A 25569-nucleotide genomic window follows, 5' to 3' on the forward strand; every position below is an offset into this window, starting at 1 on the left:
CTTATACCCCGCCAATCTTTTGCGCGGCGCACAGCAGAAAGCTCTGCAGCTTATCCAGATCTTTTATGCTACCGGTAAAGTTAGAGAGTGCAATCGCCGCCTGCATACCGGGGATCATGCAGGCCATGCGATACTCATCGTCCTGGAAGGTTTTCACCAACACCTGATTCTTACGCGCCTGTGCGAGGTCGTCGGCAATCAGGTTGAAATCATGGATGCCAGTCAAGGCGATAATCTCTTCATCGCTCTTTTGCGCCAGCAGCTTTAAACCAATCACCGAGTCAATCGCCGCGACCGTATGGTAATTGCCAATCGCGCGCGCCACGCTGACACCTTTTCGGGTATGAATCAGGTAGACCACATGGCGATCTTTAAGCACGCCAATCACAATAGAAATGTCGTGTTTGCCAATCTCTTCCAGCGTATCTATCACCGCAGTGTAGAACGCAGAGTGATGTATCGACAGCGCCGAGATACGATGCACGCCGATACCGACGGAGTATTTGCGCTTTTCGTTGCGATGCACCATATCCAGCGACAATAACGACTGCATAATACGGGTGACTTTGGCGGAATCCAGATTAAGCCTGCGCCCCATATCACGAATACCGACAGGTTCGCGACTGGCCGCTAACAGATCAAGACAACGGAAAGCGTCGTAGATTGAGTGATTTAACATGCCATATCTCCCCGCAACAGAACGGGTTTATACTACCGCTCGCCGCGCCGCAGCTGAACAACGGTGATACTGATATGTGATGTTGTCTCAGCGATTTTTGTTGCCATGCTATTTGCCGCATCACGTTTTACTGTCATCTCCCGCACCTCAAAACATCATATAACCGTCATAAAGCGCTGTTAATTTGCTGCCAATGAGATCGATCTCATGCGGCAAAAGTGAGCAGCGAATGAGTGATTTATTGCAGGTAGCAAAACTGGCAGGCGTTTCGCGGGCAACCGCCGCGCGCGCTTTTTCGTCGCCGGATCTGGTGCGGGAAGCGACACGCAACAAGATATTTGCCGCCTCGGAGCAGCTGGGTTTTCGTCCCAATCATATTGCGCGCCAGCTGCGTACCCAGTCGACGCGCATTATTGGCGTATTGCTGCCTTCGTTACAAAATCCGATTTTCGCCGCCCAGTTACAGGCGATGGAAAATCTTGCTCAGCTGCATGGTTACTCGCTGCTGGTCGCCACCAGTAACTACCAGCCACAGCGTGAAGCGGCGATAGTGGAGAATATGCTGCGCCAGCGGGTTGACGGGCTGGTGCTGACGGTCGCCGATGCGGATCACAGCGCAGTACTGCTGGATCTGCAACGTGAAGCGATTCCACTGGTGCTGGTGCATAACTCGCCACAGCGCCTCGCGTTGCCGGCAGTACGCGTCGACAATCGCCTCGCAGTGATGCAGGCCACCGAGGTGTTGCTGCAACTCGGCCATCGCCATATCGGCATGATTGCCGGGCCGATGTTGCAATCTGACCGCGCACGCCAGCGCTATCAGGGCTATTGCGATGCGATGTCGCAGGCCGGACTGACTCCCGCTGATGTCATCGAAATGCCAAGTCATATCCATTCCGATCTAAATACTCTGCGGCCGCTACTGCATGGCCCGCGCGCCTTTACCGCCCTGCTCTGCACCAACGATCTGCTGGCGCTAAGCGTGATGGGCGAACTGATGCGTACCGGCTACCAGATCCCGCAGCAAATCTCAGTCATTGGCTTTGATGGCATCGAAATGGGACGAATGCAGTTTCCTTCACTCAGCTCCGTGGTGCAGCCACTGGAAGAGATGGGCCGCCTGGCGATCACCCATTTACTGGCGCAAATCGCCGGAGAGATCCCACCGGCCGGCTGCCTGGCTCACCAGTTCCGCTACGGGGAGAGTATTGCTCCACCCACCGCACAAACACTTTGATGACTTAACCAACACCAGGGAAATCTTATGTCACAACATACATCCGCTAAAAAACTGGCGCTGGCCACTCTGCTGGCAGGCAGTGCGCTGTTCAGTCAGATGGCTGCGGCCGCTGAAGCCATCTGCTACAACTGTCCACCAGAATGGGCGGACTGGGGCACACAGTTACAGGCGATCAAAAAAGATCTTGGCATCAGCGTGCCGCAGGACAATAAAAACTCCGGCCAGGCACTGGCGCAGATGGTGGCTGAAAAAGCCAATCCGGTAGCTGATGTGGCTTACCTCGGGGTCAGCTTTGGCATTCAGGCGGCGAAGTCCGATGTCGTGACCGCTTACAAGCCCAAAGAGTGGAATGATATTCCGGCCGGAATGAAAGATCCGGACGGCAAATGGGTCGCGCTGCACAGTGGCACCATGGGCTTTATGGTTAACGTCGATGCGCTGAATGGCCTGCCGGTGCCACAATCCTGGAATGATCTGCTGAAACCTGAATACAAAGGCATGGTCGGTTTCCTTGATCCTTCCAGCGCCTTTGTCGGTTATGTGGCAGCGGTGGCGGCCAATCAAGCGCTCGGCGGCACCCTCGATAATTTTGCACCGGGTATCAGCTACTTTAAAAAGCTGGCGGCCAATAAACCCATCGTGCCAAAGCAAACCGCCTACGCGCGCGTGCTGTCGGGCGAAATCCCGATCATGATGGACTACGATTTCAACGCCTACCGCGCCAGATATAAAGATAACGCCAATGTGGTGTTTGTGATTCCGCAGGAAGGCACCATCACCGTGCCTTACACCATCAGTCTGGTGAAAAACGCCCCGCATGCGGATGATGGCAAAAAAGTGATCGACTATGTGCTGTCAGATAAAGGTCAGGCGCTTTGGGCCAATGCCTTCCTGCGCCCGGTGCGCGCCAGCACTCTGTCAGCTGATGCGAAAAAGCGTTTCCTGCCGGACAGCGACTATGCCCGTGCCAGCACCGTCGACTATCAGCAGATGGCTGACGTGCAGAAAGCCTTCTCCAGCCGTTACCTGAGCGAGATCCGTTAATGAGCGTTTCAGCAACGCGCCACACGCAGCGTCCCCGTCCGGGGGCGTTATTCAGCCGCTTTGTGTCGCGCCGACGCCGCCAGTTGCCGTGGATGCTGATGCCTGCCTTACTGTTTTTTGCCGCTTTCTGGTTGCTGCCGTTTGCCACGCTGATTGCAATGGGCAGTCAGCCGGATAACAGCTCGCATATCAATGCTTACTGGACGGTGCTGAGCCGTCCGCAGTATCTGGAAAGTCTTGGCATTACCCTGCTGCTGTCGCTGCTGGTATCGCTGGCGGCGGTGGCGATTTCGGCGGTGGTTGCCTGCTTTCTTGCCCGTCATGAGTTTCCCGCTAAATCACTGCTGCTGGCGATCCTCACCTTTCCGCTGGCATTCCCCGGCGTGGTGGTTGGATTTCTGGTGGTGATGCTCGCCGGACGCCAGGGGCTGCTGGCCCAGCTGGGGTTAGCACTGGTCGGCGAACGCTGGATGTTTGCCTACTCCCTGAGCGGACTGTTTATGGGTTACCTCTACTTCTCCATTCCGCGGGTGATTATGGTGCTGGTCGCCGCCTGCGAAAAACTCGATCCGACGCTGGAAGAAGCGGCACGTTCGCTGGGCGCCAGCCAGTGGCGGATAATTTGCGACGTGATTGTGCCCGGACTGGCGCCAGCGCTGATCTCCAGCGGCGCGCTCTGTTTTGCCACCAGCATGGGCGCTTTTGGCACCGCCTTTACCCTCGGCACTGACCTCAACGTCTTACCGCTTACCCTCTACGGTGAGTTTACTAATTATGCCAACTTTGCCACCGCCGCTGCGCTCTCGGTCGTGATGGGTGGCGTTGCCTGGCTGGCGCTGATTCTGGCGCGTAAGCTGGCGGGCGAAAGTCGGGAGGGGACGCGATGAAGCGGCGTTCACTGTTCTGGTTACAGTTCGGATTTACGTTGTTTATCTGCCTGTTTATGCTGGTGCCGGTGTTGTTATCCTGCCTCGCCGGCGTCACTAATAACGCCTTTATCGGACTAAAAAGTGGCCTGACGTTGCGCTGGGTTGAGCAGGTGTGGACGATGTATGCTGATACCGTCTGGCTGTCGCTGCTGATTGCGGTTTGTTGCCTGCTGCTGGTTACGCTACTGGGTGTTCCCGCAGCCTGGGCGCTGTTAAAAATGCCAGCCCGCTGGGCGAGCCGCATCGAAGAGTGCCTGCTACTGCCGGTGGCGCTGCCGGGGCTGGCGACGGCGCTTGGTATATTGCTGATTTATGGTCATCTGCACTGGTTACGCGGCAGCTGGCTGTTTATTTTAATTGGCCATGTGCTGTTTACCCTGCCGTTTATGGTACGCCCGGTGCTGTCGGTAATGCGCGCCAGCCAGCTGCCACAGCTGGAAGAGGCCGCCGCCAGTCTCGGTGCTGGTTTCTGGCAACGCTTTTTTACCGTGATTATTCCTGTCTGCCGTAACGGCATTCTGGCCGGTGCCTTTATGGTGCTGACCCTGTCGATTGGCGAATTCAATATTACCTGGATGCTGCATACGCCATTAACCAAAACCCTGCCGGTCGGACTGGCGGACAGCTATGCCTCAATGCGCCTGGAGATCGGTTCAGCTTATACCCTGATCTTCCTTGCAATGATCTTACCGCTATTACTGGCGCTCAGCTGGATTTCCCGCTTTAGTCAGCGCCCGGCCAAAGCCGCGCCTGCCACGCCTCAGGAGTCACACTGATGTCTCAATCTGTTGCCATTCGTTTACGTCAGTGCGCCCGTCGTTTCAGCGACGATGCTATCGCACTGCACCCGCTCGATCTGGATATCAACGCCGGGGAAACTCTGGTGCTACTGGGTCCGTCGGGCTGCGGCAAAACCACCACGTTGCGGATTATTAGCGGCCTGGAACAACCGGATGCCGGTGGTGAAGTATGGTTCGGCGATCGCAATGTCACCGCCTTGCCGATTGAAAAACGCAATGTCGGCATGGTGTTCCAGCACTATGCTCTGTTCCCGAATATGAACGTGGCGCAGAACGTCGGTTACGGTCTGCGGATCCAGCGTCTGCCGCGCGCCGAGATCAACCGTCGCGTCGATGAGATGCTGACCATGGTCGATTTGCAACATCTGGCGCAGCGTCCGGTCAATGCGCTCTCCGGCGGTCAGAAACAGCGCGTCTCTCTGGCGCGCGCACTGGCGGCACGGCCCAAAGTGCTGCTGTTCGATGAGCCGCTGGCGGCGCTGGATGTCAAATTACGCGAAAAACTGCGCGAAGATATCGGACAGCTATTACGCCAGCTACATATCACCGCCGTTTATGTCACTCACGATCAGCAGGAAGCGATGGCGCTTGGCGATCGCATCGCGGTACTGGAAAAAGGGCGAATTGCGCAAATTGCCACGCCACAGACCCTTTATCAGCAGCCCGCCACGCGCTTTGTCGCCGATTTCGTCGGAGCGATTAACTGCCTGCAAGCGGAATCAGCCGATCGCCCCGGCCTCTACTGCCGCCCGGAAGATATCACGCTGGGTCCAGTCGGCGATGCGCCTCACCGCGGTCGCATCGTGCAGCAGCTATTTCTTGGCGCCAGCCAGCGCCTGATCATTGATACCGGTGGCCAGCAGCCACTGCAGGTTGAGCGTCCGGCGCGTGAAGTCTGGCAGAGCGGTCAGCAGGTCGGCGTGTTTATCGCCGCCGATCTGTTGATGCATTTTCACAGTAAACAGGGAGAAGTGTGCTGATGTCCGCACAAACCGTATTAATCGCGCAGATCAGCGACCTGCATATCAAAGCGCAGGGAAAACTCTCTTATGGCAAAGTCGATACCCTCGGCGCGCTGCACAAGGCGATTGCCACCCTGAATCAGTTGCAGCCGCGTCCGGATTGCGTGGTGATCACCGGCGATCTGGTGGATTTTGGCCGTGCCGATGAGTATCAGACCCTGCGTGAAGCGTTAGAGGCGCTGGATATTCCGTGGTATGTGATGGCAGGAAATCATGACGATCGTCAGCAGCTGAAAGCAGCGTTTGCCGATCATCCTTATCTCGATCAGCATGCGGAGCGGGTGGAATGGCAGGCGGAGTGTGGTCCGCTACGTCTGCTGGCGCTGGACTCATCGGTGCCGGGCCAGCCGCACGGTGAACTGGTGGTGGAAAGCCTTGCATGGCTTGATCAACAGCTGCAGCTTCAGCCACATCGTCCAACGCTGGTGATGCTGCACCATCCGCCTTTTATCAGCGGCATCGACCATATGGATCGCCAGCGGCTGATCAATCCGCAGGATCTGGCGGCGATTATTGTGCGTCATCCGCAGGTGGAGCGCGTGCTTTGCGGTCATCTGCATCGCAGTATGCAGGTGCGTTTCGCTGGCACGCTGGCGTGCAGCGCGCCGGGCGCATCGCATCAGGTAGCGCTGGATTTACAGCCGGACGGCCCGGCTCATTTCTGTCTTGAACCGGCCGGTTTTCTGCTGCACCGCTGGCGTGAACAGCAAGGGATGGTGACCCATCAGTGCGTCATCGATAAATTTCCCGGCCCCTGGCCGTTTTATAGTGCCGATGGCGCACTGCTGGATTAAATATTTACGGGTCGCATTGCTGCGACCCTTCAATTACAGCGATAAATCGATCACCATACGGCCAGTAATTTTACCGTTTTTCATCTCTTCGAAAATGGTATTGATATCTTTAAGTGGACGTTTACTCACTTTTGGCACCACTTTGCCCTCTGCGGCAAACTGGAAAGCTTCTTTCAGATCTTCACGGGTGCCGACCAGCGAACCCACGACCTGAATACCATCCAGCACCAGGCGCGGAATATTCAGATCCATCGATTCTGGCGGCAGGCCAACGGCGACAATGCGGCCACCGGCACGCACGCAATCTACTGCTGAATTAAATGCCGAACGCGCGACCGCAGTGACAACCGAGGCATGTGCGCCACCGATTTTCTCCTGCATAATTTTCGCCGCATCTTCTTTAATCGGGTTGATCACCAGATCTGCGCCCATGCTTTTCGCAAACTCCAGCTGCGCATCGTTAACATCAATCGCGACCACTTTGGCGTTAAACACGTTTTTGGCGTATTGCAGCGCCAGGTTACCCAGTCCGCCAAGACCGTAGATTGCAATCCACTGACCAGGTTTAATTTGTGACACTTTTACCGCTTTATAGGTGGTGACACCGGCGCAGGTAATGCTGCTGGCGGCGGCAGGATCAAGGCCGTCCGGCACTTTCACCGCATAATCGGCCACCACAATACACTCTTCCGCCATGCCGCCATCAACGGAGAAACCGGCGTTCTTCACATCACGACACAGGGTTTCATTGCCGCTATTACAATATTCACAGTGCCCACAGCCCTGATAGAACCAGGCCACGCTGGCGCGATCGCCCGGCTTCAGTGAGGTCACGCCCGGGCCAATCTGCTTAACGATGCCGATCCCTTCATGGCCAAGAATAATTCCCGGCACTTCACCGAAATCACCATTTTTAACGTGCAGATCGGTATGACAGACCCCGCAATACTCCATGCTCAGCAACGCTTCACCATGTTCCAGCTTACGCAGAGTTTTGTCCTGAATTTCAACGGAATGATCCTGAGTAACCACAGCTGCTTTCATAAAAATCCCTCTGATTGATAACGCGTTAAATAAAATTAAGCGTAGAACATCTGCTTTATCTGACGATAAATAGTTTAATCACTCCTGATATTAATCAAAATACCGGACTCAGACCACCTCTTCCAGTTCAAGCTCGAGACGCGGTGAAGTCTGGTTGCGACCATTACGTTTTGAGTGGTACAGACGTTTATCAGCTGCGGAAATCAGAGCATTAACCGTTTCAACGCAGCTGTTTATCTGCTGATGCTCGCTGGCAATACCGATACTGACGGTAACCCCGACGGTATTGCCCTGCAGAGCAAATTTATGCGCCACAATCGACTGCCGTATCTGTTCGGCGAACTGGAATAGCGCCGCGCGCTCCAGATCAAAAAACACCACCACAAACTCTTCACCGCCAAAGCGGCACACCAGTCCGTGATCGCCAACCACATTGCGCATCCGGTTCGCCATCTCTTCCAGCACCGCATCACCGGAGTCATGACCAAAACTGTCATTAATCGCTTTAAAATAGTCGATATCTATCAGCATCACGCCAGCGCTCTGCGGTTTGTTATGCGCCTGATCATCGCGCAGACGCAGCTGTTCATACAGACCCGAGCGGGACAGCAGACGCGTGAGGAAATCATAATTTGCGCGCAACGCCAGCTGCTTATTAAGCTGCAAAATCGCATCCATACTGACGGCGACAATCAGCGGACTGATGGCCAGCGTGGCAATGCCGAGGCGGGCAGACACCAGGTGACTCAGCGCCAGAAACTCATCGCCGCCCTGAATATTCATCACCCCACTGACCACCAGCATAATTTCGCTAACGCCGGTAATCAGGGTAATCAGACTGGTGACATGCAGTGGATAAGCGATTGCGCACCAGATTAACGCCGGTAACGGAAAGGAGAGACTGCCGCCGCCGCCAATAACCGCCGCCACTGCCACTGAAGCGGCCAGCGCGGCCACCGGTAACAGATCCTTTAAGCGACAGGGTCTGAGCACCAGCTTAATGCTGGCGGGTAAGGTCAGCAGAAAAGGCAGCAGCAGCACGCCGGTCGAGAACTGTTCACTGACCCAGTCACTCCAGGCGGTAAGGAAGTTGCCGCCCATCCAGCCATCCTGAGCCAGCGTTCCCCAGCTGGCGCTAAGCAGAGCGCCCAGCAGGCTGGCGGGAAAAATCTGTAATGCGCGCACCGGCCGCCGGAAGCCGGCAACTGGTTTATTTTTCTTAATCAGCAGGTTAGCTACAACAAAGATAAAAATAATATTGGCAAAGTTAATGGTGACCGACAGCGATGCCCAGCCGGAAAACATCATATCGTAGAATATCATTGCCAGATAAGTGATCAGATAAATACGGGTGTTATGCAGAAAAGGGAAACGGACAATTATGGCGGCGATCAGCGCATTCACCGGCCAGAATAATGATAATTCCTGCGGCATACGCAAATGGGCGCCGATAAAACAAAACACGACGGTGAAAACAAAGATCGTTATCCCGTTAGCTTTATTATTATTTTCGTCAAAAAGTTTGAATCGCATACGCCCTGATACCCATAATAATTCCCCTGAAACGATCTCAGCCGGTTTCAGCTGAGATCGGATGCGATTTCTGCAAAACAATCAGGCAGAGTCTGAGCTTTATTTTAAGCTACTCAAACAAAAATAATCGCAATATTATTCTGTAGCCTATTGGTTTATAAGATTAATCCTGGCTACAGCGCGGCTAATTTTATCACAGGAAATAGTTAACGGGCATAAGAAAGCGAGTGATGCCAGAAGGGCATCACTCGCTTTAATCAATCGCTGACAGAATTATTTCGCCGCAGCTGGCCACTGACTGAGTCGGATGCCACGCTCATTGGCATTTTCACTAAAATCTTTCAGCACCGCTTTTACATCCGGATCAATATACTCGGCGTTATCATGGTCGACGATCACCACACTATTTTCCGGAATTTCGGCCAGTAATCCCTGTAAACGCGGATTATGCATAAAGGTCAGATTCTGCTGAAAGCGCAGCACATAGTGATCGTCATAACGCGTAAGCTGCAATGCATTGCGATGACTTTTATACACGCTGTACAGAATCTGCGTGGCAATACCCAGCCCGATACCCGCCAGCATACCAAACACGATAATCCCGCCAATGGTGACGATAAAGGGCACAAACTGCTGCGCGCCCATACGGATTTGATCGATAAACAGACGCGGCGGCGCCAGCTTATAACCGGTATACAGCAGCACTGCCGCCAGACTCGCCAGCGGAATCGCATTGAGCAAGTTGCTGAAATACAGGCCGCACACCAGCAGCAATACACCATGAACTAATATCGAGAGTTTACTCTGCGCACCAGCGCTGACGTTTACCGAACTGCGCACAATCACTGAGGTAATCGGCAAGCCGCCAAGAAAACCCGCGACCAGGTTGCCGATACCCTGCGCGCGCATCTCTTTATCCGGTGAAGGCGCGGGATTCTGTGGCCGCAGTTTCTTCAGAGCCTCCTGGCTGAGCAGGGTTTCCAGACTGGCAACCAGCGCCAGCGTCACCGCCACCACATACACTGAAGGATTACGCCATGCCTGCCAGTCAGGTCGCTCCAGCTCGCGGGCCAGTGCGCCGGGCGAACCAAATTCCGGCAGAGATATGCGTGGCAGGTTACTGACAAACTCCGGCTGAATGCGATCGCCAAATACCGTCGCCATGCAGCCAAGCAGTACCGCAATCAGTGGTCCGGGGATCCAGTTCAGCGCTTTTACCCGCTTCACCAGCGGCGTGGTCCACAACCACAGCACCGTCAGTCCGACAGCCGCCACTGCAATCGCCGATAAAGAGAAACTGAACTCGCCGCTAAACAGTGATGCGAGTTCAGTGTCGCCTGAAGCGCCGAGTGCTACCGGGATCTGCTGCATAATCAACAGAATGCCAATAGCCGCCAGCATGCCTTTAATTACGCTGCCGGGTACTAAAGTGATAAAGCGTCCGGCGCGGATCACGCCGAACATAAATTGCAGGACACCCGCCAGCACCAGCGCCAGCAGAAAAGCGGAGAAAGAACCCAGTGTCTCGATGGCGGCCACCACAATGGTCACCAGTCCGGCAGCAGGCCCGCTGACGGCAAAACGCGACGGGCTGAGCGAAGTGACAATCAGGCCACCAATCACCCCGGTAAGCAGGCCAACAAACGGCGGCAAACCACTGGCCTGGGCGATGCCGAGACACAACGGCAACGCCACCAGAAACACGACGAGACCGGCAGGAAGATCCTGACGAAGCGTTCTCAGATTCATGGTGTGGATTCCTCTGTGGATTGCTGGATTAACTCTTTCAGATGTCCTGACTGCAGATCGTAAACACAGCCAAACACATCCAGCGCAATGCCCTGTCGCCAGGCGGCAATCACCGGTTCTGTCGCCACCAGCCGGGAAAACTGGGCGATAACATTCGCTTCCACCAGACGATTCTGGCGGTTGCTCTCCTCATCTTCATCGGCATGAAAAGCGGTTAAACCGGTCTCCAGCGCAGCACGCAGCTGGCCAATCCGTCGCGCCAGCGCCGTGTCCTGGTTATCCAGTGGGCTGTCTGGCAAAGCCACTGCGGCCTGCACGCCGCCACAACCATAGTGGCCGCACAGCACAATGCGTGAGACTTTCAGATACTCCAGCGCGTACTGCAACACGCTCATAAAGTTGTCATCGCTGTCGATCACCATATTGGCGATATTACGATGGACAAACAGTTCACCAGGATGCGCGCCGGTCAGCACTTCCGCCGGAACGCGGCTGTCAGAGCAGCCAATCCACAGCGAGTGCGGCTTCTGCTGATGCAGATTTTTGTCGAAATATTGCGGATTACGCTGGCGCCGTTGTAGTGCCCAACTGCGGTTCTTTGCTAACAAGGGTTTAAGTGTCGTCAAAATAATAGTCTCTCTTCCGGGAACAAACAGGCTTCTACCTGGGCGACAGATAAATCGCGTAACCTTTATCACTGAATTTCAGCGGAATTAACCTCGGCGATAGCCACAGGCTCACAACCTGCGAAATAAGTTCTAACACTTTATAGATTAATACAGGATTAGGAATATTCCCATAAAGTTAAATAAAACTTCTAATGTAAGTTTATTTAAATTTAATGTATTCATTAAGTAAATTAATGAGATATCACTTGTAATTACTGACTAAATAGCGCAACAAATAAAAACCTTAAAATACAATAGATTATTAATAAAGATGCATTGCATTTACTGCAAATAAAACATAACAACAGTATCTATATGGATATAGAAAATAAAAGACCAAAGTCTCAAATTAATTAACCCAGGATATGAAGCTCATTGCATGCTTTCGGTGCAAAGATTGCCGCGTCTGCACCAGACTCTATTTTAAATAAAGATGATTTATTTAATCCGCTGTTGATGCAGATATTTAATAAGTTTTTTTAGTTACATAAACGCGCTGTCTCTGGCGTCATTGACAATCACACCTTTCGCCAGGCGCACTGTCACAGGGCAGAGAAAAGATTTAAAAATGTCACCCTTTGCGCGTAGGGTAGAGTGAGTTCTATTTCTGCCATCAGTCATCACAAGGATCGCGTTATGCAAAACAGCCCCTCTCCTTATTCCCGCTCCTCATCACTGCTTGCCGGGCTTGGCTGGGTCGAGCACGCGTTTCTGCCTGCTGGCGCTACGCCGCCCGCAGACGCCACCTGGGCGCATCAGCGTCACAGCGCCGAAGTGGTGCTGGCGGAAGAGACCACTCCGGCAAAAAGCCGTGATGCTGACGGGGTGATAGCGGTTGATCAACGTCCGGTGGCGGTGTACACCGCAGACTGTTTACCGGTATTGATTGCCGACGATCGCACGCATCATGTTGCAGCGGTACATGCGGGGCTGAAAGGTGCGCTAAGCGGCGTATTGTTTAGTGCGGTGCAGCGTCTGCTCGCGCTGGGCGCCACTGCCGACAGCCTGTATGTCGCCATCGGACCGTCGATTGGCTCCTGTTGCTATGAACTGGGAAAAGAGGTACTGGAAAAAATGCCATTGCTGGGACAGCCAGTGCGCTGGCATCAGCAACAACCGGTGAATGCGCAGGCGATTCGTCCGCAGGCGGTGGGCGCCACCGGCGGGATCTGGTTTGATCTGCCCGCGCTGGCGCAACAGATGCTGCAACAGATGGGGATCCCGGCGGCGCAAATCGACGTAGTGCCCGTCTGCACCTATTGTATGGCAGAACCGCGATCCAGCTATCGCCGCAACACCCATTTCGCGGACGGCTATGCGTCGCGCTATTCGTGGATCCAGCGGCAGGACTAAATGGTTTCGCCCATAAAAATCTGATAACTCAGATCCACCGAATCGGCGACAAAATCGGCGTCGCCGATCTTTTTCAGCAGCAGTTCAGCGGCGGTATAGCCGATGGCGTAACGTGGCGTAATCACGCTGGCGACGCTGGGATACATTTCACGGCTGATATCCAGCCCGTGAAAACCGGCAATCGCAATCTGTTGTGGCACCGCAATACCACGCCGCTGGCACCACAACAGCGCACCGAGCGACAGATCATCATTAGTGCAGAAGATCGCATCCAGCGTGGGAAACGTCTGTAATGCGCTCTCCAGCATGCGCGCGCCGAGCTGCTGCGAAGAGATCGACTTCGGGTTAACGCGATGCGCCGACAAGCCCCGCTCGGCCATCGCCTGGCTGTAACCACGAAAACGGTGATCGTCGCGCCGGTCATCCTGCGATCCAAAGTAAATAATCTGCCGCCGCCCCTGCTCCAGCAGGGTCCTGGTCATATCGTAGCCAGCGTTAAAATTATTAAAGCCCACTTCCATATCCAGACAGCCGCCTTCGGTATCCATCACTTCAACGACCGGAATTTTGGCGGCGCGCAGATATTTTACCGCCCGCAGCGTATGGGACTTTTCACTGAGGATAATGCCGTCGATGTTCCACGACAGCAGATTAATAATCTGCTCCTCTTCCGCCTGCGGATTGTAGTTATAGTTGGCAATCAGCGTCTGGTAGCGTCCCTCTTTGGTCGCCGCTTCAATCCCCGCCAGCAGATCGGCAAAGATCTGATTCTTAAATGAGGGGATCAGTACGCCAATGGTGTAACTCTTTGCACTCAGCAACATCTCCGGCGCGCGATTGGGCACATAGTTAATCTCTTCGATGATTTGTGCGATCTTTTCGCCGGTGCTGGCCGCGACTTTATGCGGCGTGCGCAGATAGCGGCTGACCGTCATTTTGGTGACGCCCGCGAGGGTGGCAATATCTTGTAGTGAAATGCGATGGGAGCGCACAGCGGGATGTCCGTTACAGCGAGAGAAAGGGCGGGATTTACCCGCCCGCCAAATCAATGAATTATCACGTTTAAAATCAGTACGCCAGCTAAACCGAGGAACGAGATCAGGGTTTCCATCACCGTCCAGGTTTTCAGCGTCTCGACCACGCTGAGATTAAAGTAGCCTTTAAACAGCCAGAAACCCGGATCGTTAACGTGTGAGGCGATGACACTGCCGGAACCCACTGCCAGCACCATCAGCGCCGGATCGGCGCCGGTAACGGCAATAATCGGCGTCACAATCCCGGCGGTCGTAATGGCGGCCACCGTTGCGGAACCAAGCGCAATACGCAGCATGGCGGCAACTGTCCAGCACATCAGTAGTGGCGATAGCGAAGATCCCTTCATCATATCGGCGATATAGGTACCGACACCGCTGTCCACCAGCACCTGCTTAAAGGCGCCGCCGCCCGCGATAATAAATACGATCATGGCGATGGCGGAGATCGAATCGCCACACATATCCATCACTTCTTCAACCTTGCGGCCATTGCGCAGGCCAAGGGTGAATATCGCAATCACCACCGCAATAAACAGCGCCACCGCCGGGTTACCAATAAATTCGAAGAACTGGCGTGCCGGATTCTCTTTCGGCATCGTCAGTTCAAACACCGCCGCTACCGCCATCAGGATCACCGGAATAATCGCCGCAAAAATACTGGTCCAGAAGCCCGGCATTTCATGATCTTCAAAAATTTTCGGGTTATACAGCCCTTCCGGTGGCTCTTTCTCAAAGTTCTTCAGAAACTTAGAGAAAATCGGCCCGGCAATAATCACCGTCGGAATGGTAATAATCATCCCGTACAGCAGGGTGGTGCCGAGGTTTGCACCAAAGATAGTCGCGATTGCCGTGGGGCCCGGATGCGGCGGCAGGAAGCAGTGAGTTACCGACAGCGCTGCCACCATCGGTACGCCGACGTACAGCAGTGGCATACGCGCCGCGGCAACCACGGTAAACACCAGCGGCAGCAGCAGCACAAAACCGACTTCATAGAACATCGCCAGGCCAACAATCAGGCCGGTGATCATCAGCGCCCATTGCAGCTTATCTTTTCCGAAAGCCTTAATCAGCGTGGTGGCGACGCGTTGCGCTGCGCCGGTATCAGATACCAGCCTGCCGAGCATCGCGCCAAAGCCGAGGATTAGCGCCAGACTGCCAAGCGTGCCGCCGACCCCTTTCTGGATCGACGCCACAGCTTCCAGCGGCGTCATTCCTTCGGCGATACCGACCACTGCCGCGACAAAGACCAGCGCGATAAAGCCGTTGACCTTAAACACAATCATTAACACCAGCAGCAAAATCACGCCTATCGCTATTATTGTAATTGGCATAGAAATTTCCTTTAAGGGTACAGGTGAATCAGTTAACAGGTATGCAAGGTATAGTTGCTTACACCGCGACGCGCATGCCGCCATCGACGAAAAGCAGGTGGCCGTTCACAAAATCCGAGGCTTTGGTGGCTAAAAATACCGCCGCGCCGATCAGTTCTTCCGGGTTGCCCCAGCGTGCTGCCGGAGTACGTTTGGTCAGCCAGGCGGTAAAGTCCTGGTCATCCGCCAGCGCCTGCGTCATTTCGGTTTTGAAGTAACCCGGTGCAATGCCGTTGACCTGAATATTGTGGCGCGCCAGCTCGACGCACATGCCGCGGGTCAGCATGGTCACCGCGCCTTTTGATGCGGCGTACGGCGTAATGGTGTCGCGACCCAGTTCGCTCTGCATGGAGCCGATATTGATAATTTTGCCGCTCTGACGCGTCACCATCTTGCGCGCCACCACCTGCGAAACAAGGAAGACGGCGGTCTGATTGACTGCGATCACATCATTCCAGTCCTGTTCCGGGAATTCGAGGAACGGACGACGGCGCTGGATACCGGCGTTATTCACCAGCACATCGATAGCGCCAATCTCGCTTTCGATCTGCTCAACCGCCGCATTTACCGCCGCTGACTGGGTCACATCAAACGCCACCGCATGGGCCTGATGCCCGGCGGCGATCAGCTGTTGCGCCGCCTTCTCCGCCCCCGCCTGGGTGGTGGCATTAATAATCACTTCCGCCCCGGCTTCCGCCAGACCTTTTGCCAGTAAGAAACCGATGCCACGACCGGAACCGGTAATTAATACGCGTTTATTATTTAACGAAAAAAGAGTGCTCATGGTTATCCCCGAATCAGAAGGTCAGCTGAACTTTAGCGGCTTGTTGTTTATCGCCGGCAAACACCAGCGCGGCATCAATCTCGGCCAGAGAATACTCCCCGCTAAACAGCGGCAGCGGGTTGACGGTGCCATTGCCCAGCCACTCCACTGCGGTGTTAAATTCGTGGGTAAAGCGGAAGGAACCCACCAGTTTTATCTCTTTCGCAATCAGCAACATAATTGGGAAGTTCGGCACCGCGCCGCCCATACCAACCTGCACCAGCGTGCCTTTCGCGCGCGTCACTTCGAGGCAGCGCTGCAACGAGGAAGGATGGCCGGAGGCTTCAAATGAGACATCGAAGTAACCTTTATCCGCCAGGTACGGGGTAAAATCGCCGCTGGCGGCATGGATAAGGCTGGTGGCGCCCATTTTTTCCGCCATCGACAGTGAACGTTCACTGACGTCGGCACAGACGATTTCTGACGCGCCTTTGGCTTTTGCTGCCGCCGCAATCAGGCAGCCAATCGGACCAACGCCGGAGATAAACACTTTTTTGCCGCTGAGATCGCCCGCCTGATTGGCGGCATGAATGCATACCGCCAGCGGCTCAGCGAAGACCATTACCGTTTCATCAGCATCACTGGCGAACGGCACGCACTGCGCGCTATCCACCACTTTAAATTGGGTAAAGCCGCCATCAACATGCGGGAAGTACATGGCGCTGCCAAAGAAACGCATGCTGACACACTGGTTCTCTTCATCATTCAGGCAATATTTACAGCTGCCACAGGGTTTAGACGGGTTGATCGCCACCTTTTGCTGCGCTTTCAGCGCCGGATTGTCGCTTTTCACCACATAGCCAATCACTTCGTGACCGAGAATCATCGGCATTTTGACTTCGAAGCTGCCGACTTTGCCATGCTGATAGTAGTGCAGATCGGAACCACAGATACCGCCACGGGTGATGCGCACCAGCGTGCCCTCGCCCTGATAATTCACTTCCTGGGTGATCACTTCGACGTTTTCTTTGCCATTAATCATGCAGGACTGCGTTTTCATATTCATTGTTGTCTCATCACCTGAACCGCCAGCTGCACATCAGATAGCTTTCTGCAGTACAAAACTGTGAACAAGATCACTTAAAAGGGTGTTACGGAATGGATGTTACGCATAACGTGAACCAGGTTGTGCTTTAACGGCGAGGTTTTCACCCCTTCCCTGCGCCAGGGATTTTTTTTGACCCGCCTCACAGCTTTATCGCCGACGCTTGCGCTTTTCTGTGGCCAGGCGCTACAGTCAACTCATCCGACCACATAACATTATTGCAACATTCCGGTGGACATTTCTATGCAGGCAGCGCCTTCGCTTTTCTCCCCTCTCGATCTCGGTTTTACCCGGCTAAAAAATCGTGTGCTGATGGGATCGATGCACACCGGGCTGGAAGAGCATCCTGATGGTGCCGCACGGCTGGCGGCATTTTATGCGGAGCGCGCCAGCGCCGGCGTGGCGCTGATCGTTACCGGCGGAATTGCTCCCTCGCCGGAAGGGGTGGTGGTGGCTGGCGGTTCGGTGCTGAACAGTGAGCAGCAGCTGGCGCATCATCGCCCGGTGACGCAGGCGGTACACGCAGCGGGTGGCAAGATTGCCCTGCAAATTCTGCATGCCGGGCGTTACAGCTATCAGCCCGCACTGGTGGCCCCTTCCCCGTTGCAGGCGCCGATTAATCCGTTTAAACCACAGCAGCTGACGCATCAGCAAATTGTGCAGCTGATAGCGGATTTCGCCCACTGCGCCCGACTGGCGCAACAGGCCGGTTATGATGGCGTGGAGATTATGGGCTCCGAAGGCTATCTGATTAATCAGTTTCTGACTGCGCGCACCAACCAGCGAGACGATCAATGGGGTGGCGATTTCAGTCAGCGTATGCGTTTTGCCGTTGAGATCCTCCGCGCGGTACGTGCCGCGGTCGGCGAGCAGTTTATTATTATCTGGCGCCTGTCGATGCTTGATCTGGTGGAGGAAGGCAATACCCTTGAGCAGACCATCCAGCTGGCGCAGGCGATTGAACAAGCTGGCGCCACACTGATCAACACCGGCATCGGCTGGCATGAAGCGCGCGTACCGACCATCGCGACCTCGGTGCCGCGCGCCGCGTTTGGCTGGGTGACGCAAACCCTGAAGCAGTATGTCACTCTGCCACTGATTGCCACTAACCGGATTAATCATCCGGATATTGCGCAGTCGCTGCTGGATGAGGGCTGTGCCGATATGATTTCGATGGCGCGCCCCTTTCTCGCTGACGCCGAGTTTGTGCGGAAAGCGCAGCAGAACCGCGCCGATGAGATCAATACCTGCATTGGCTGTAACCAGGCCTGCCTCGATCAAGTCTTTGCCGGTAAGGTCACCTCCTGCCTGGTCAATCCACGCGCCTGCCATGAAACCCTGATGCCGGTTATCGCCGCGTCCCGGGTGAAAAAGCTGGCAGTGGCGGGCGCCGGACCGGCAGGACTGGCATTTGCGGTCAATGCCGCCGCACGCGGCCATCAGGTCACGCTGTTTGATGCCGCCAGTGATATTGGCGGGCAGTTTAATATCGCGCGCCAGATCCCCGGCAAAGAGGAGTTTGATGAAACCCTGCGCTATTTTCGTCGTCAGCTGGCGCTGACCGGTGTCACGGTGCGACTCAACCAGTGGGCCGACAGTACAGTGCTGGCGGAATTTGATGAAGTGATTCTCGCCAGCGGCATCTCACCACGCATGCCGCAGATTGAGGGTATCGATCATCCCAGCGTCCTGAGTTATCTCGAGGTGATTGCACAGAAAAAGCCGGTGGGAAAACGTGTGGCGATTATCGGCGCAGGCGGCATCGGTTTTGATACCGCCGAATACCTTTGTCACACCGGAGACGCCAGCAGCCTCGATATCCATACCTTCTGTCGCGAATGGGGTATTGACCGCTCGCTGCAGCACGCTGGCGGTCTCGCGCCCGCCGGTCCGCAAGCGCCAGCCAGCCCGCGCGAAATCTGGCTTCTGCAGCGGAAAGCAGGCAAACCTGGCGCCACGCTGGGTAAAACCACTGGCTGGATCCATCGCGCCAGTTTACAGGCGCACGGCGTGAAAATGTGGGGAAGCGTGCAATATCAGCGCATTGACGATCAGGGGCTGCATATCCTGCGTGATGGTCAGCCACTCACGCTGGCAGTGGATAATGTGGTGATTTGCGCCGGGCAGGAGCCAAACCGGGCGTTACTGGCGTCACTGACTCCACTGGGCATTCCGCTGCATATTATCGGCGGCGCTGATGTGGCGCTGGAACTCGATGCCCGACGGGCAATAGCGCAGGGAACCCGGCTGGCGCTGGAGATTTAATCAGCCTGTCAGTAGTGATAGTCAGATGCAGCTCAGTTTTCTGATGCCGTTTCCGGCATTTATCACGCTGCATTTCCTGACCGGCAACTCGCCCCATTTCAGGCCAGAATATTTCCCCATAAAGAACACCTCTCTTTCACTAAAGGAGGCTTCCAGGCTCTTCAGGCTGTTGCAAATTTCTTCATCACTAATTAAATTTTTATCAAGTGCATAACCACCATAGGTTTTAATAATATCTGGCGTCGACATAAAGCGCCCCTTCTCGGAATCCTTGATGCCAATTTTAACTAACGATCGAGCTTCAGCATCCTGCAAAAAACTTTCTGAAACTCTTCGGGTTGTCGATAACGACAATGCTTTTCCCCGGGTGCCGTTTGAACCCACATGCAGGAAAATATCGCGCAGGTAGATATCAAAATCTGTAAGGTAACGATTTTCATTTAAGCTAACCCGACGCAGCAGGCCATTTTTGACAATGTCTTCTTTTTGCGCGGTATGCGCGCGGAATAAGGTTTTCTCGATATCATAGTCGTACTGGCTTAAATCCTCGACCTTTCTGATTCTTCTCAGTTCAGGGGTGAATTTCATTTCAAATTGATAGCTATAGCCATTAAGATAATCGTTCAACATTTTCTCTTTTGCTTTCAGCAGATCCATATCCAGCGGGCTAACTACACAAGCTGCTTTACCGCCACGCTTCACAATGCAGCGTGGCCCTGTTAATTTCTCAAGAGGAATATCATTGTTAATAGTCAGATCCAGCAGATCGATTTTATCCAGTTGTCTTTTTAACTTAATCCTTTCCAGCCTGAAATCCATTTTAATCTTAGACAACTCACCTGACGATAAAGGGATTATCTCTCCGTTACTTTTTGGCCGCACTTTCACCCCGTCAAAATTGAGCAGGTTTAAGGTTTTTTTCTGGTTATCAAAAAGAATGTCCTGCCAGCGTACATTATCCAGTGAGATACCATTTTGTTTTAACCTGGAAAATAACTCAATGATTTTCTTATTTACTAAAATCTCATCTGATAAAAAATATTTTAAATCGTAGAATTTTTTCTCATCAAATGATTTTAACACCGTATCAATCGAGTCTCCGTCAATTTTATTGATATGTATAATGATATTACCTCTCACCACTTCGGCACCATGATAAATTTCAACCATAGCGCTTCCCGGACCATAAAAGCGGTTTAAGGCCAGTGAATCATTATTGGCTTCAATTAAAATCTGGCTATATTTTTCCGCACTATCACTCTCTGACAGAGCCTTCGCGGCAATAACGGACGGTTTATAATCCTTAATAAAGGTACCAGCTTCCAGCTGATAGATACTCCCCGTTTTTCCTTGCGCCACCAATTCCTGCAAGCGGTAAGTTGTATCCAGCGGCGCAGCACGGGTAGTCGCTTTGGTAACGGCTTCAGGGAGTACCGCTGTCTTGCCGCCATCCGTCAATTTTCGCGCCAAAAATTGCTTTGCCAGCCTGTTACGTAAGGCTTTCGCCACCACCGGCACATCGAACAGCATGCCAGTGGCGCCAGCAAACAGCATTGCCCAGATAGCCTGATCCTTTTCATCATGCGTGTCAGCATTCAGGAACTTGCTCACCTGAATCGCTGGTTCAACCGCCAGCCCCAGAAACAGTGAAATAAGGCGTCCGGCAAGTGTGCCAGGCATGCCAAAGGCCAGCGCGCCAGCAGCGTAACTGGCAAGGTCGAGCACCCGGTCCACGTCTTTCTCGAATTGCGTTTTAATGCTGGCATCAGCATCGGCGGCACTTTTATTGATATAACGTCTGAAAAGTTCTGTCCGGTAATCAGCTGAGACAGTGTAAATAATCGGCCGGTAATTCCGCTCTTTTTTTGGCAAACTAAATACCATCGAAGGCGAGTCAAACTTGGCCCCCATAAAGGCAACATCGACCTTCTCCTGTTCGGCATACAATAAGTGCCTGGATAACCACTCCCGTAATTTTTCATCCGAAATATCAGTTTTATCAAACACACTTAGTTTTCTGGCATTGCCAGATGATATCGTATTCACTTCCATTTCATTAACGATATTAAAATTACCATCCATCGCTGAAATAAGCAGACGCCGGTTTTTCTTGCCTTTCAGTGCGATAATCTGCGAAAGCTCACCGCTTTGTATGGTCAGAAATTCAGGCGCTATCTCGCCTTTGATAAATCCGTCGATAATATCACCAAACTCCGCAGCTAACTCCTTATCCAGTTTGTTCCTTACCAGATACAGGCAGGCGTTAATTGAAAGCGAGAAGAGCTTTTTGATACTCTCAGCGGCTTTAATATCGTGTTTTAACTTAGCAAAAACATTCTGCAGGCGCTCCTGAACTCGCCCTGGCAGCTCCCACAGTTTTGCCACATAGGCAACACTATGTGCTGAACCTCCATGCTGCCAGTCATAATAAACTGACGAAAATGAACCTGAGTCTTTAAATACCGCCCCCATGGCAATTTCGCGCATCGTATAGGATTTATATTCATTATCAATCACTACCTGCATAGCGGTATCAAGCTGCAGCTGTTCTTCCAGCGGTTCATGGAAGGTTTCCAGCCGCTGCGAATTCGCCTGCCAGCTGTAACTTAACCCCAAATCATAAACCGCTTGTATTTCTTCTGAAATAATATGGTCCCTGATATTAGCGTAATTATATCTCTTACCATATTCATTAATCTGGTGGAGGTGGTCATTATAAATATCGGCCAGTTTGTCCACATCGGCAGATTTTACCAATACAATACCCGGTTTGACTTCTTTCAGCGCCGCTAACACAGCAGCGTTAATGCCGCGAGACAACTCTGCGCTGAAGAGATCCAGCATCGCTTCCTGTCCCGATGAGCGGAACCATAGCTCGTGATGCGAAAGCGAGGATGTCACTGGCGCAAACGCCTTCCCTTGCTGCATTGATTTGTACCATTCCGCATAGGTTGACATCGCAGATCCGGTGATCCATTTCGCCAGCAGAGGCCGGGCGACGATAAAGACTTCCTCACAAAGATTATCGAGTTCATAGGAGTCTATTTCACTCTGCAACGCAACAATTGCCCGATCCTGTAATGCTGCTTCAAACTCTGATTTGCGTGGCGGTTCAGGTTGCAGCAAGTTTTTCAGCTGATGTACTGACGAACCGGTAAAACTGATTCCGGTTATCTGCACTCTGTCCAAAAACTGGTAAGCATTCAGGTCTGCGCAAAATAACAGGTCATGCCAATACTCATCGTCTTGCTGATATTTTGGTGAGTCAGACGCATCTGCGGATTTATCCACCAGCTCACGCGGGGCAACCAGTAACGCCCGCACCGCAGCATCATGCCGGTTTTGATATAACGTCTGATAATCGCGCAGATAATCATCCGTCAGCGCGGCCAGATGTTGCTCCAGTACCACTCGCGCCGGTGGTGTAATGACCTTATGCTGATCGTCCAGCAGGTGGGCCAGCTGAATGCGCAGAAAATCCGCAATATTCTTTTTCACCTCACTTGCCAGCGGGACATCTGCCTCCGGCATTATCGTAGTGGCATGCGCTGCGGGTAATATCGCCGCCAGCTGATCCTTTACCCGATCAAAACTGCGGATCAGCAGAGCGGCGATGGCCTTGCTCAGCTCCTCTTCCATTTCAACCATCAACGCCTGCAATGCGCTATTACTGCTATTATCCGCCAGCATCACCAGCTGACTGAGATCCCGCCATGTATATAGTGCACCAGCCGGAAGGTCGAAACGTCGCCATATTTCATACAGTCCGGGCAGCGCTGGCAATAGCTTCACCAGCAGCGGATGACCGCTTATATCGCGCAACAGACTGGCGAGATGCATCAGCGCCTGTTCCGCTTTAGCCGGGTCGCGATACCAGCGATAACACTGACGTACAGCGCAGAACCATGTCGGCGCCTGCTTAATGCTGCGCAACAGTAATATCCAGTTGCCGCTCAGCGCGTTAGCCATCTCATAAGCGATAAATTCGAGCTGCTGCCTGCGCGTCAGGCTGGCAGGCATGCTGGCTTGCGCATTGAAAGCGGCATGTAAAATCACCACTTGCGGATACTGTTTTAACACGGACAGCAGTAATTCAGGGCGGGCGATAATCTGTTGCTGACCCAACGCCAGCAGTTCATCACTTATCGCTTTCAGCGTCATCGCCCAGGATGCATCCGGCGGCAGAGCCAGCCACTTCTGATGCAGCTGCAGCAAACTTTGCAGTTTGTCCGCTACCGCGCCGAAATGGCCAGGACAGATCATCTCCAGCATGCCAAAAGCTTGCGGCCAGGCCATCAGCTGCAATATCCATCCCGCTTGCTGCGATCTGCTGCCCTGGTATGGAAAAGTCTGCACCTTCTCCAGCACCATGCATCCCTGCTCCAGTCGATCCATCACCTTTTTCACTGGCTGGAAACTGGTCTCTGGCAACAACATTTGCAGCAGATGGTTTACCGCTGTGTCGCTGAGCAATCCAGTCAGCCAGCTCGCCTGCGCTGCGGCTCCCACTGGGGCTTTAACGGCAAACGCGGTTTCTCCCAGCGACTGCGCCTGCTGAGCCAGACTGAGCAGCCAGCCAAATTGGGGAGATAAATAGCCCGCCAGCCCCGGCGAGGTCGCCAGGATGTTAACCACTGCCATCAGCCACAGAGATTGCTGCAAGCGATCGTCCGCAGGCCACGCTGGCAGATCGCTGACCTGCTGTTGTAATAATACTGCGGAGGTAGTCAGTTCAGCCATCAGCCGTGACGGAAATGCCAGACGACTGTCAGCCAGCAATGTCGCCAGACCGCTGAGCAGCGTGCCCGCATCGGCCTGCGGCAGACGCCTTAGCGTATCCAGAGTGGTGAGCGCGCCGGACAGCGTGCTGAAGACAGCATCCAGCTGATCGCCAAGATAAACACTCAGTTGACTGTGTAAACCACTGGCGCTAATTAAACGCAGTAGCTGCTCAGTTTGCTGCAAATGGCTGGCATCGGGCGACAACTTGCGTACGGTACCCATCGCCTGACCAATGCGGTAAATCTCCCCTCCCGCTGCCGCCAGCCCGTGGAGATTCTGTGGCAATAATTGGTTCAGCCATGCTGTATCGGTAAGCCATTCGGCATAATTTAAGGCGCCGCTTATGGCGTTCTGCTGGGCAATTTTTTCGGCCAGCAACGCGCAAATACGCAGTCCCTGATGCAGGCGCTCAGTCACCGCCAGCGGCAACAGCTGCTGCAGGGTCTGACCCGGCTGGCATGACTGCTGCAGCTGTCCTATTCTCAACTGTAATTCAACCCAGCTACATTTTGGATCCTGTATCACCTCAACTACGCTCACCAGCGTATCGAGCAACAGGCGCAGCGCGCGAATCTGCTGATTCGCAGAATCCCCCGGCACAATATGGCGCAGTTTATTCAGCGCAAGCTGATGGGACGATCCTTTCCAGTCAGCAAAAATTTGTTTCAGCGTCAGCACCACATCCGGCAGCAAGCTGGCCAGTGCTGCCACTTCACTGCCGGCAAACGCCCGGCGCAGAGATTCCCCAATCAGATGGCTTAAGATCTTACGTTGCAGAGCATCGGCATGTTTTTGTAAGGCGGCATAATTCTGCGGATTAGCTGAGCGCGCAGTGGAACTGAGCGGTATCGGGCAAACACTGTTTTTTTTTTCGTGCCAGTAATCAGCATAACTGGTCAGTTCAGCAATAATTGCTTCGCGCAGCTTTTCCACCTCTGCTTCACCGACAGTATCAATACTCTGCTTACGCCCCTGCGCCAATAGCTGACGCAGGAAGACCCGGTTATTTACCGTATCAAAAGATTCACCACTATCTTGCACATCAATAAGCATCGGGTTAAATCTCAGCTTATTAATTACCGTAAAGGGCAGATCTCTGATTGCCTCACGTATCAGCTGGCAGGTTTCATAATTAAGTTCGCTGTCTGAACAGATAGCATTAACATGATCATGCAGTTGCGAAAAATAGATAAGAGAAACCGTGGAAGCGGATTTGTTATTGTCGGCAGTTTTTAACTCACCGGCACAGGGATCGGCAAATTTAAGAATACTTAAATCAGTCATGGGATTTATCTTGTTAAATGTAATTGTTAACCAGTGCCTGCTGATAAATGGCGCTATTCTTAATAAGATATTTATTTAAGAAGGTAGATTACACCTCAGAAAAAAACAAAA

Annotated in this window: 18 protein-coding genes; 8 read left to right on the top strand and 10 right to left on the bottom strand. The window is 53.4% G+C overall.

Annotation, left to right across the window (positions count from 1 at the left end; translation table 11 throughout):
* Position 1: 1 nt before the first annotated feature.
* Positions 2–679, bottom strand: coding sequence for a helix-turn-helix domain-containing protein (locus J2125_RS07840; protein ID WP_017801325.1), 678 nt, complete (start codon positions 677–679; stop codon positions 2–4).
* Between the two features lie 229 nt (positions 680–908).
* Between J2125_RS07840 and J2125_RS07845 the strand changes: the two genes are divergently transcribed.
* Genes J2125_RS07845 through J2125_RS07870 form a run of 6 tightly spaced genes read left to right on the top strand, consistent with a single transcriptional unit; the run spans position 909 to position 6508 of the window.
* Positions 909–1916 carry a LacI family DNA-binding transcriptional regulator gene (locus J2125_RS07845; protein WP_017801326.1) on the top strand — a complete coding sequence of 336 codons (1008 nt, stop codon included), beginning with the start codon at positions 909–911 and terminating at the stop codon, positions 1914–1916.
* 27 nt (positions 1917–1943) lie between these two features.
* Positions 1944–2963 (top strand): ABC transporter substrate-binding protein, encoded by a 1020-nt coding sequence (locus tag J2125_RS07850; RefSeq protein ID WP_017801327.1) that lies wholly within the window; start codon positions 1944–1946, stop codon positions 2961–2963.
* Complete coding sequence (locus J2125_RS07855; protein ID WP_017801328.1) at positions 2963–3850, top strand: ABC transporter permease; 888 nt, start codon at positions 2963–2965, stop codon at positions 3848–3850. The genes J2125_RS07850 and J2125_RS07855 overlap by 1 nt, the downstream gene beginning before the upstream one ends.
* Positions 3847–4668 (top strand): ABC transporter permease, encoded by an 822-nt coding sequence (locus J2125_RS07860; RefSeq protein WP_017801329.1) that lies wholly within the window; start codon positions 3847–3849, stop codon positions 4666–4668. The genes J2125_RS07855 and J2125_RS07860 overlap by 4 nt, the downstream gene beginning before the upstream one ends.
* Positions 4668–5672 (top strand): ABC transporter ATP-binding protein, encoded by a 1005-nt coding sequence (locus tag J2125_RS07865; protein ID WP_017801330.1) that lies wholly within the window; start codon positions 4668–4670, stop codon positions 5670–5672. Before J2125_RS07860 ends, J2125_RS07865 begins: the two co-directional genes overlap by 1 nt.
* Positions 5672–6508: a phosphodiesterase gene (locus J2125_RS07870; protein WP_026111726.1), complete on the top strand. Its 837-nt coding sequence runs from the start codon at positions 5672–5674 to the stop codon at positions 6506–6508. The genes J2125_RS07865 and J2125_RS07870 overlap by 1 nt, the downstream gene beginning before the upstream one ends.
* A gap of 33 nt (positions 6509–6541) precedes the next feature.
* On the opposite strand, the gene adhP is transcribed toward J2125_RS07870, so the two are convergent.
* From adhP to J2125_RS07890, 4 genes are all read right to left on the bottom strand, one after another.
* Positions 6542–7552, bottom strand: a complete 1011-nt coding sequence (adhP, locus tag J2125_RS07875; RefSeq protein ID WP_017801332.1) for an alcohol dehydrogenase AdhP — start codon at positions 7550–7552, stop codon at positions 6542–6544.
* A 108-nt stretch (positions 7553–7660) separates the two neighbouring features.
* Positions 7661–9085, bottom strand: a complete 1425-nt coding sequence (locus J2125_RS07880) for a GGDEF domain-containing protein (RefSeq protein WP_017801333.1) — start codon at positions 9083–9085, stop codon at positions 7661–7663.
* A 273-nt stretch (positions 9086–9358) separates the two neighbouring features.
* On the bottom strand, positions 9359–10834 hold the full coding sequence (locus J2125_RS07885) for a SulP family inorganic anion transporter (protein ID WP_017801334.1): 1476 nt from the start codon (positions 10832–10834) through the stop codon (positions 9359–9361).
* Complete coding sequence (locus tag J2125_RS07890; protein ID WP_040462466.1) at positions 10831–11466, bottom strand: carbonic anhydrase; 636 nt, start codon at positions 11464–11466, stop codon at positions 10831–10833. Before J2125_RS07890 ends, J2125_RS07885 begins: the two co-directional genes overlap by 4 nt.
* Before the next feature lie 672 nt (positions 11467–12138).
* Between J2125_RS07890 and J2125_RS07895 the strand changes: the two genes are divergently transcribed.
* Positions 12139–12855, top strand: a complete 717-nt coding sequence (locus J2125_RS07895; RefSeq protein ID WP_017801338.1) for a purine nucleoside phosphorylase YfiH/LACC1 family protein — start codon at positions 12139–12141, stop codon at positions 12853–12855.
* On the opposite strand, the gene idnR is transcribed toward J2125_RS07895, so the two are convergent.
* Genes idnR through idnD form a run of 4 tightly spaced genes read right to left on the bottom strand, consistent with a single transcriptional unit; the run spans position 12852 to position 17088 of the window.
* A complete protein-coding gene (idnR, locus tag J2125_RS07900) occupies positions 12852–13847 on the bottom strand; it encodes a DNA-binding transcriptional regulator IdnR (RefSeq protein ID WP_017801339.1) in 996 nt (331 codons plus the stop codon). The two genes, J2125_RS07895 and idnR, sit on opposite strands and share 4 nt — an antisense overlap.
* Positions 13848–13900: 53 nt before the next feature.
* A complete protein-coding gene (locus J2125_RS07905; protein ID WP_040462407.1) occupies positions 13901–15220 on the bottom strand; it encodes a gluconate:H+ symporter in 1320 nt (439 codons plus the stop codon).
* A 58-nt stretch (positions 15221–15278) separates the two neighbouring features.
* A complete protein-coding gene (gene idnO / locus J2125_RS07910; RefSeq protein WP_017801341.1) occupies positions 15279–16043 on the bottom strand; it encodes a gluconate 5-dehydrogenase in 765 nt (254 codons plus the stop codon).
* Positions 16044–16056: 13 nt separating this feature from the next.
* Positions 16057–17088, bottom strand: coding sequence for an L-idonate 5-dehydrogenase (gene idnD, locus J2125_RS07915; RefSeq protein ID WP_017801342.1), 1032 nt, complete (start codon positions 17086–17088; stop codon positions 16057–16059).
* A gap of 282 nt (positions 17089–17370) precedes the next feature.
* Between idnD and J2125_RS07920 the strand changes: the two genes are divergently transcribed.
* Positions 17371–19392, top strand: coding sequence for an NADPH-dependent 2,4-dienoyl-CoA reductase (locus tag J2125_RS07920; RefSeq protein ID WP_017801343.1), 2022 nt, complete (start codon positions 17371–17373; stop codon positions 19390–19392).
* Between the two features lie 21 nt (positions 19393–19413).
* Here the strand turns inward: J2125_RS07920 and J2125_RS07925 are convergent, their stop codons facing one another.
* On the bottom strand, positions 19414–25458 hold the full coding sequence (locus J2125_RS07925) for a hypothetical protein (protein WP_209499482.1): 6045 nt from the start codon (positions 25456–25458) through the stop codon (positions 19414–19416).
* Positions 25459–25569: the final 111 nt, after the last annotated feature.

This window comes from Winslowiella toletana (assembly GCF_017875465.1).
GTDB lineage: Bacteria > Pseudomonadota > Gammaproteobacteria > Enterobacterales > Enterobacteriaceae > Erwinia > Erwinia toletana.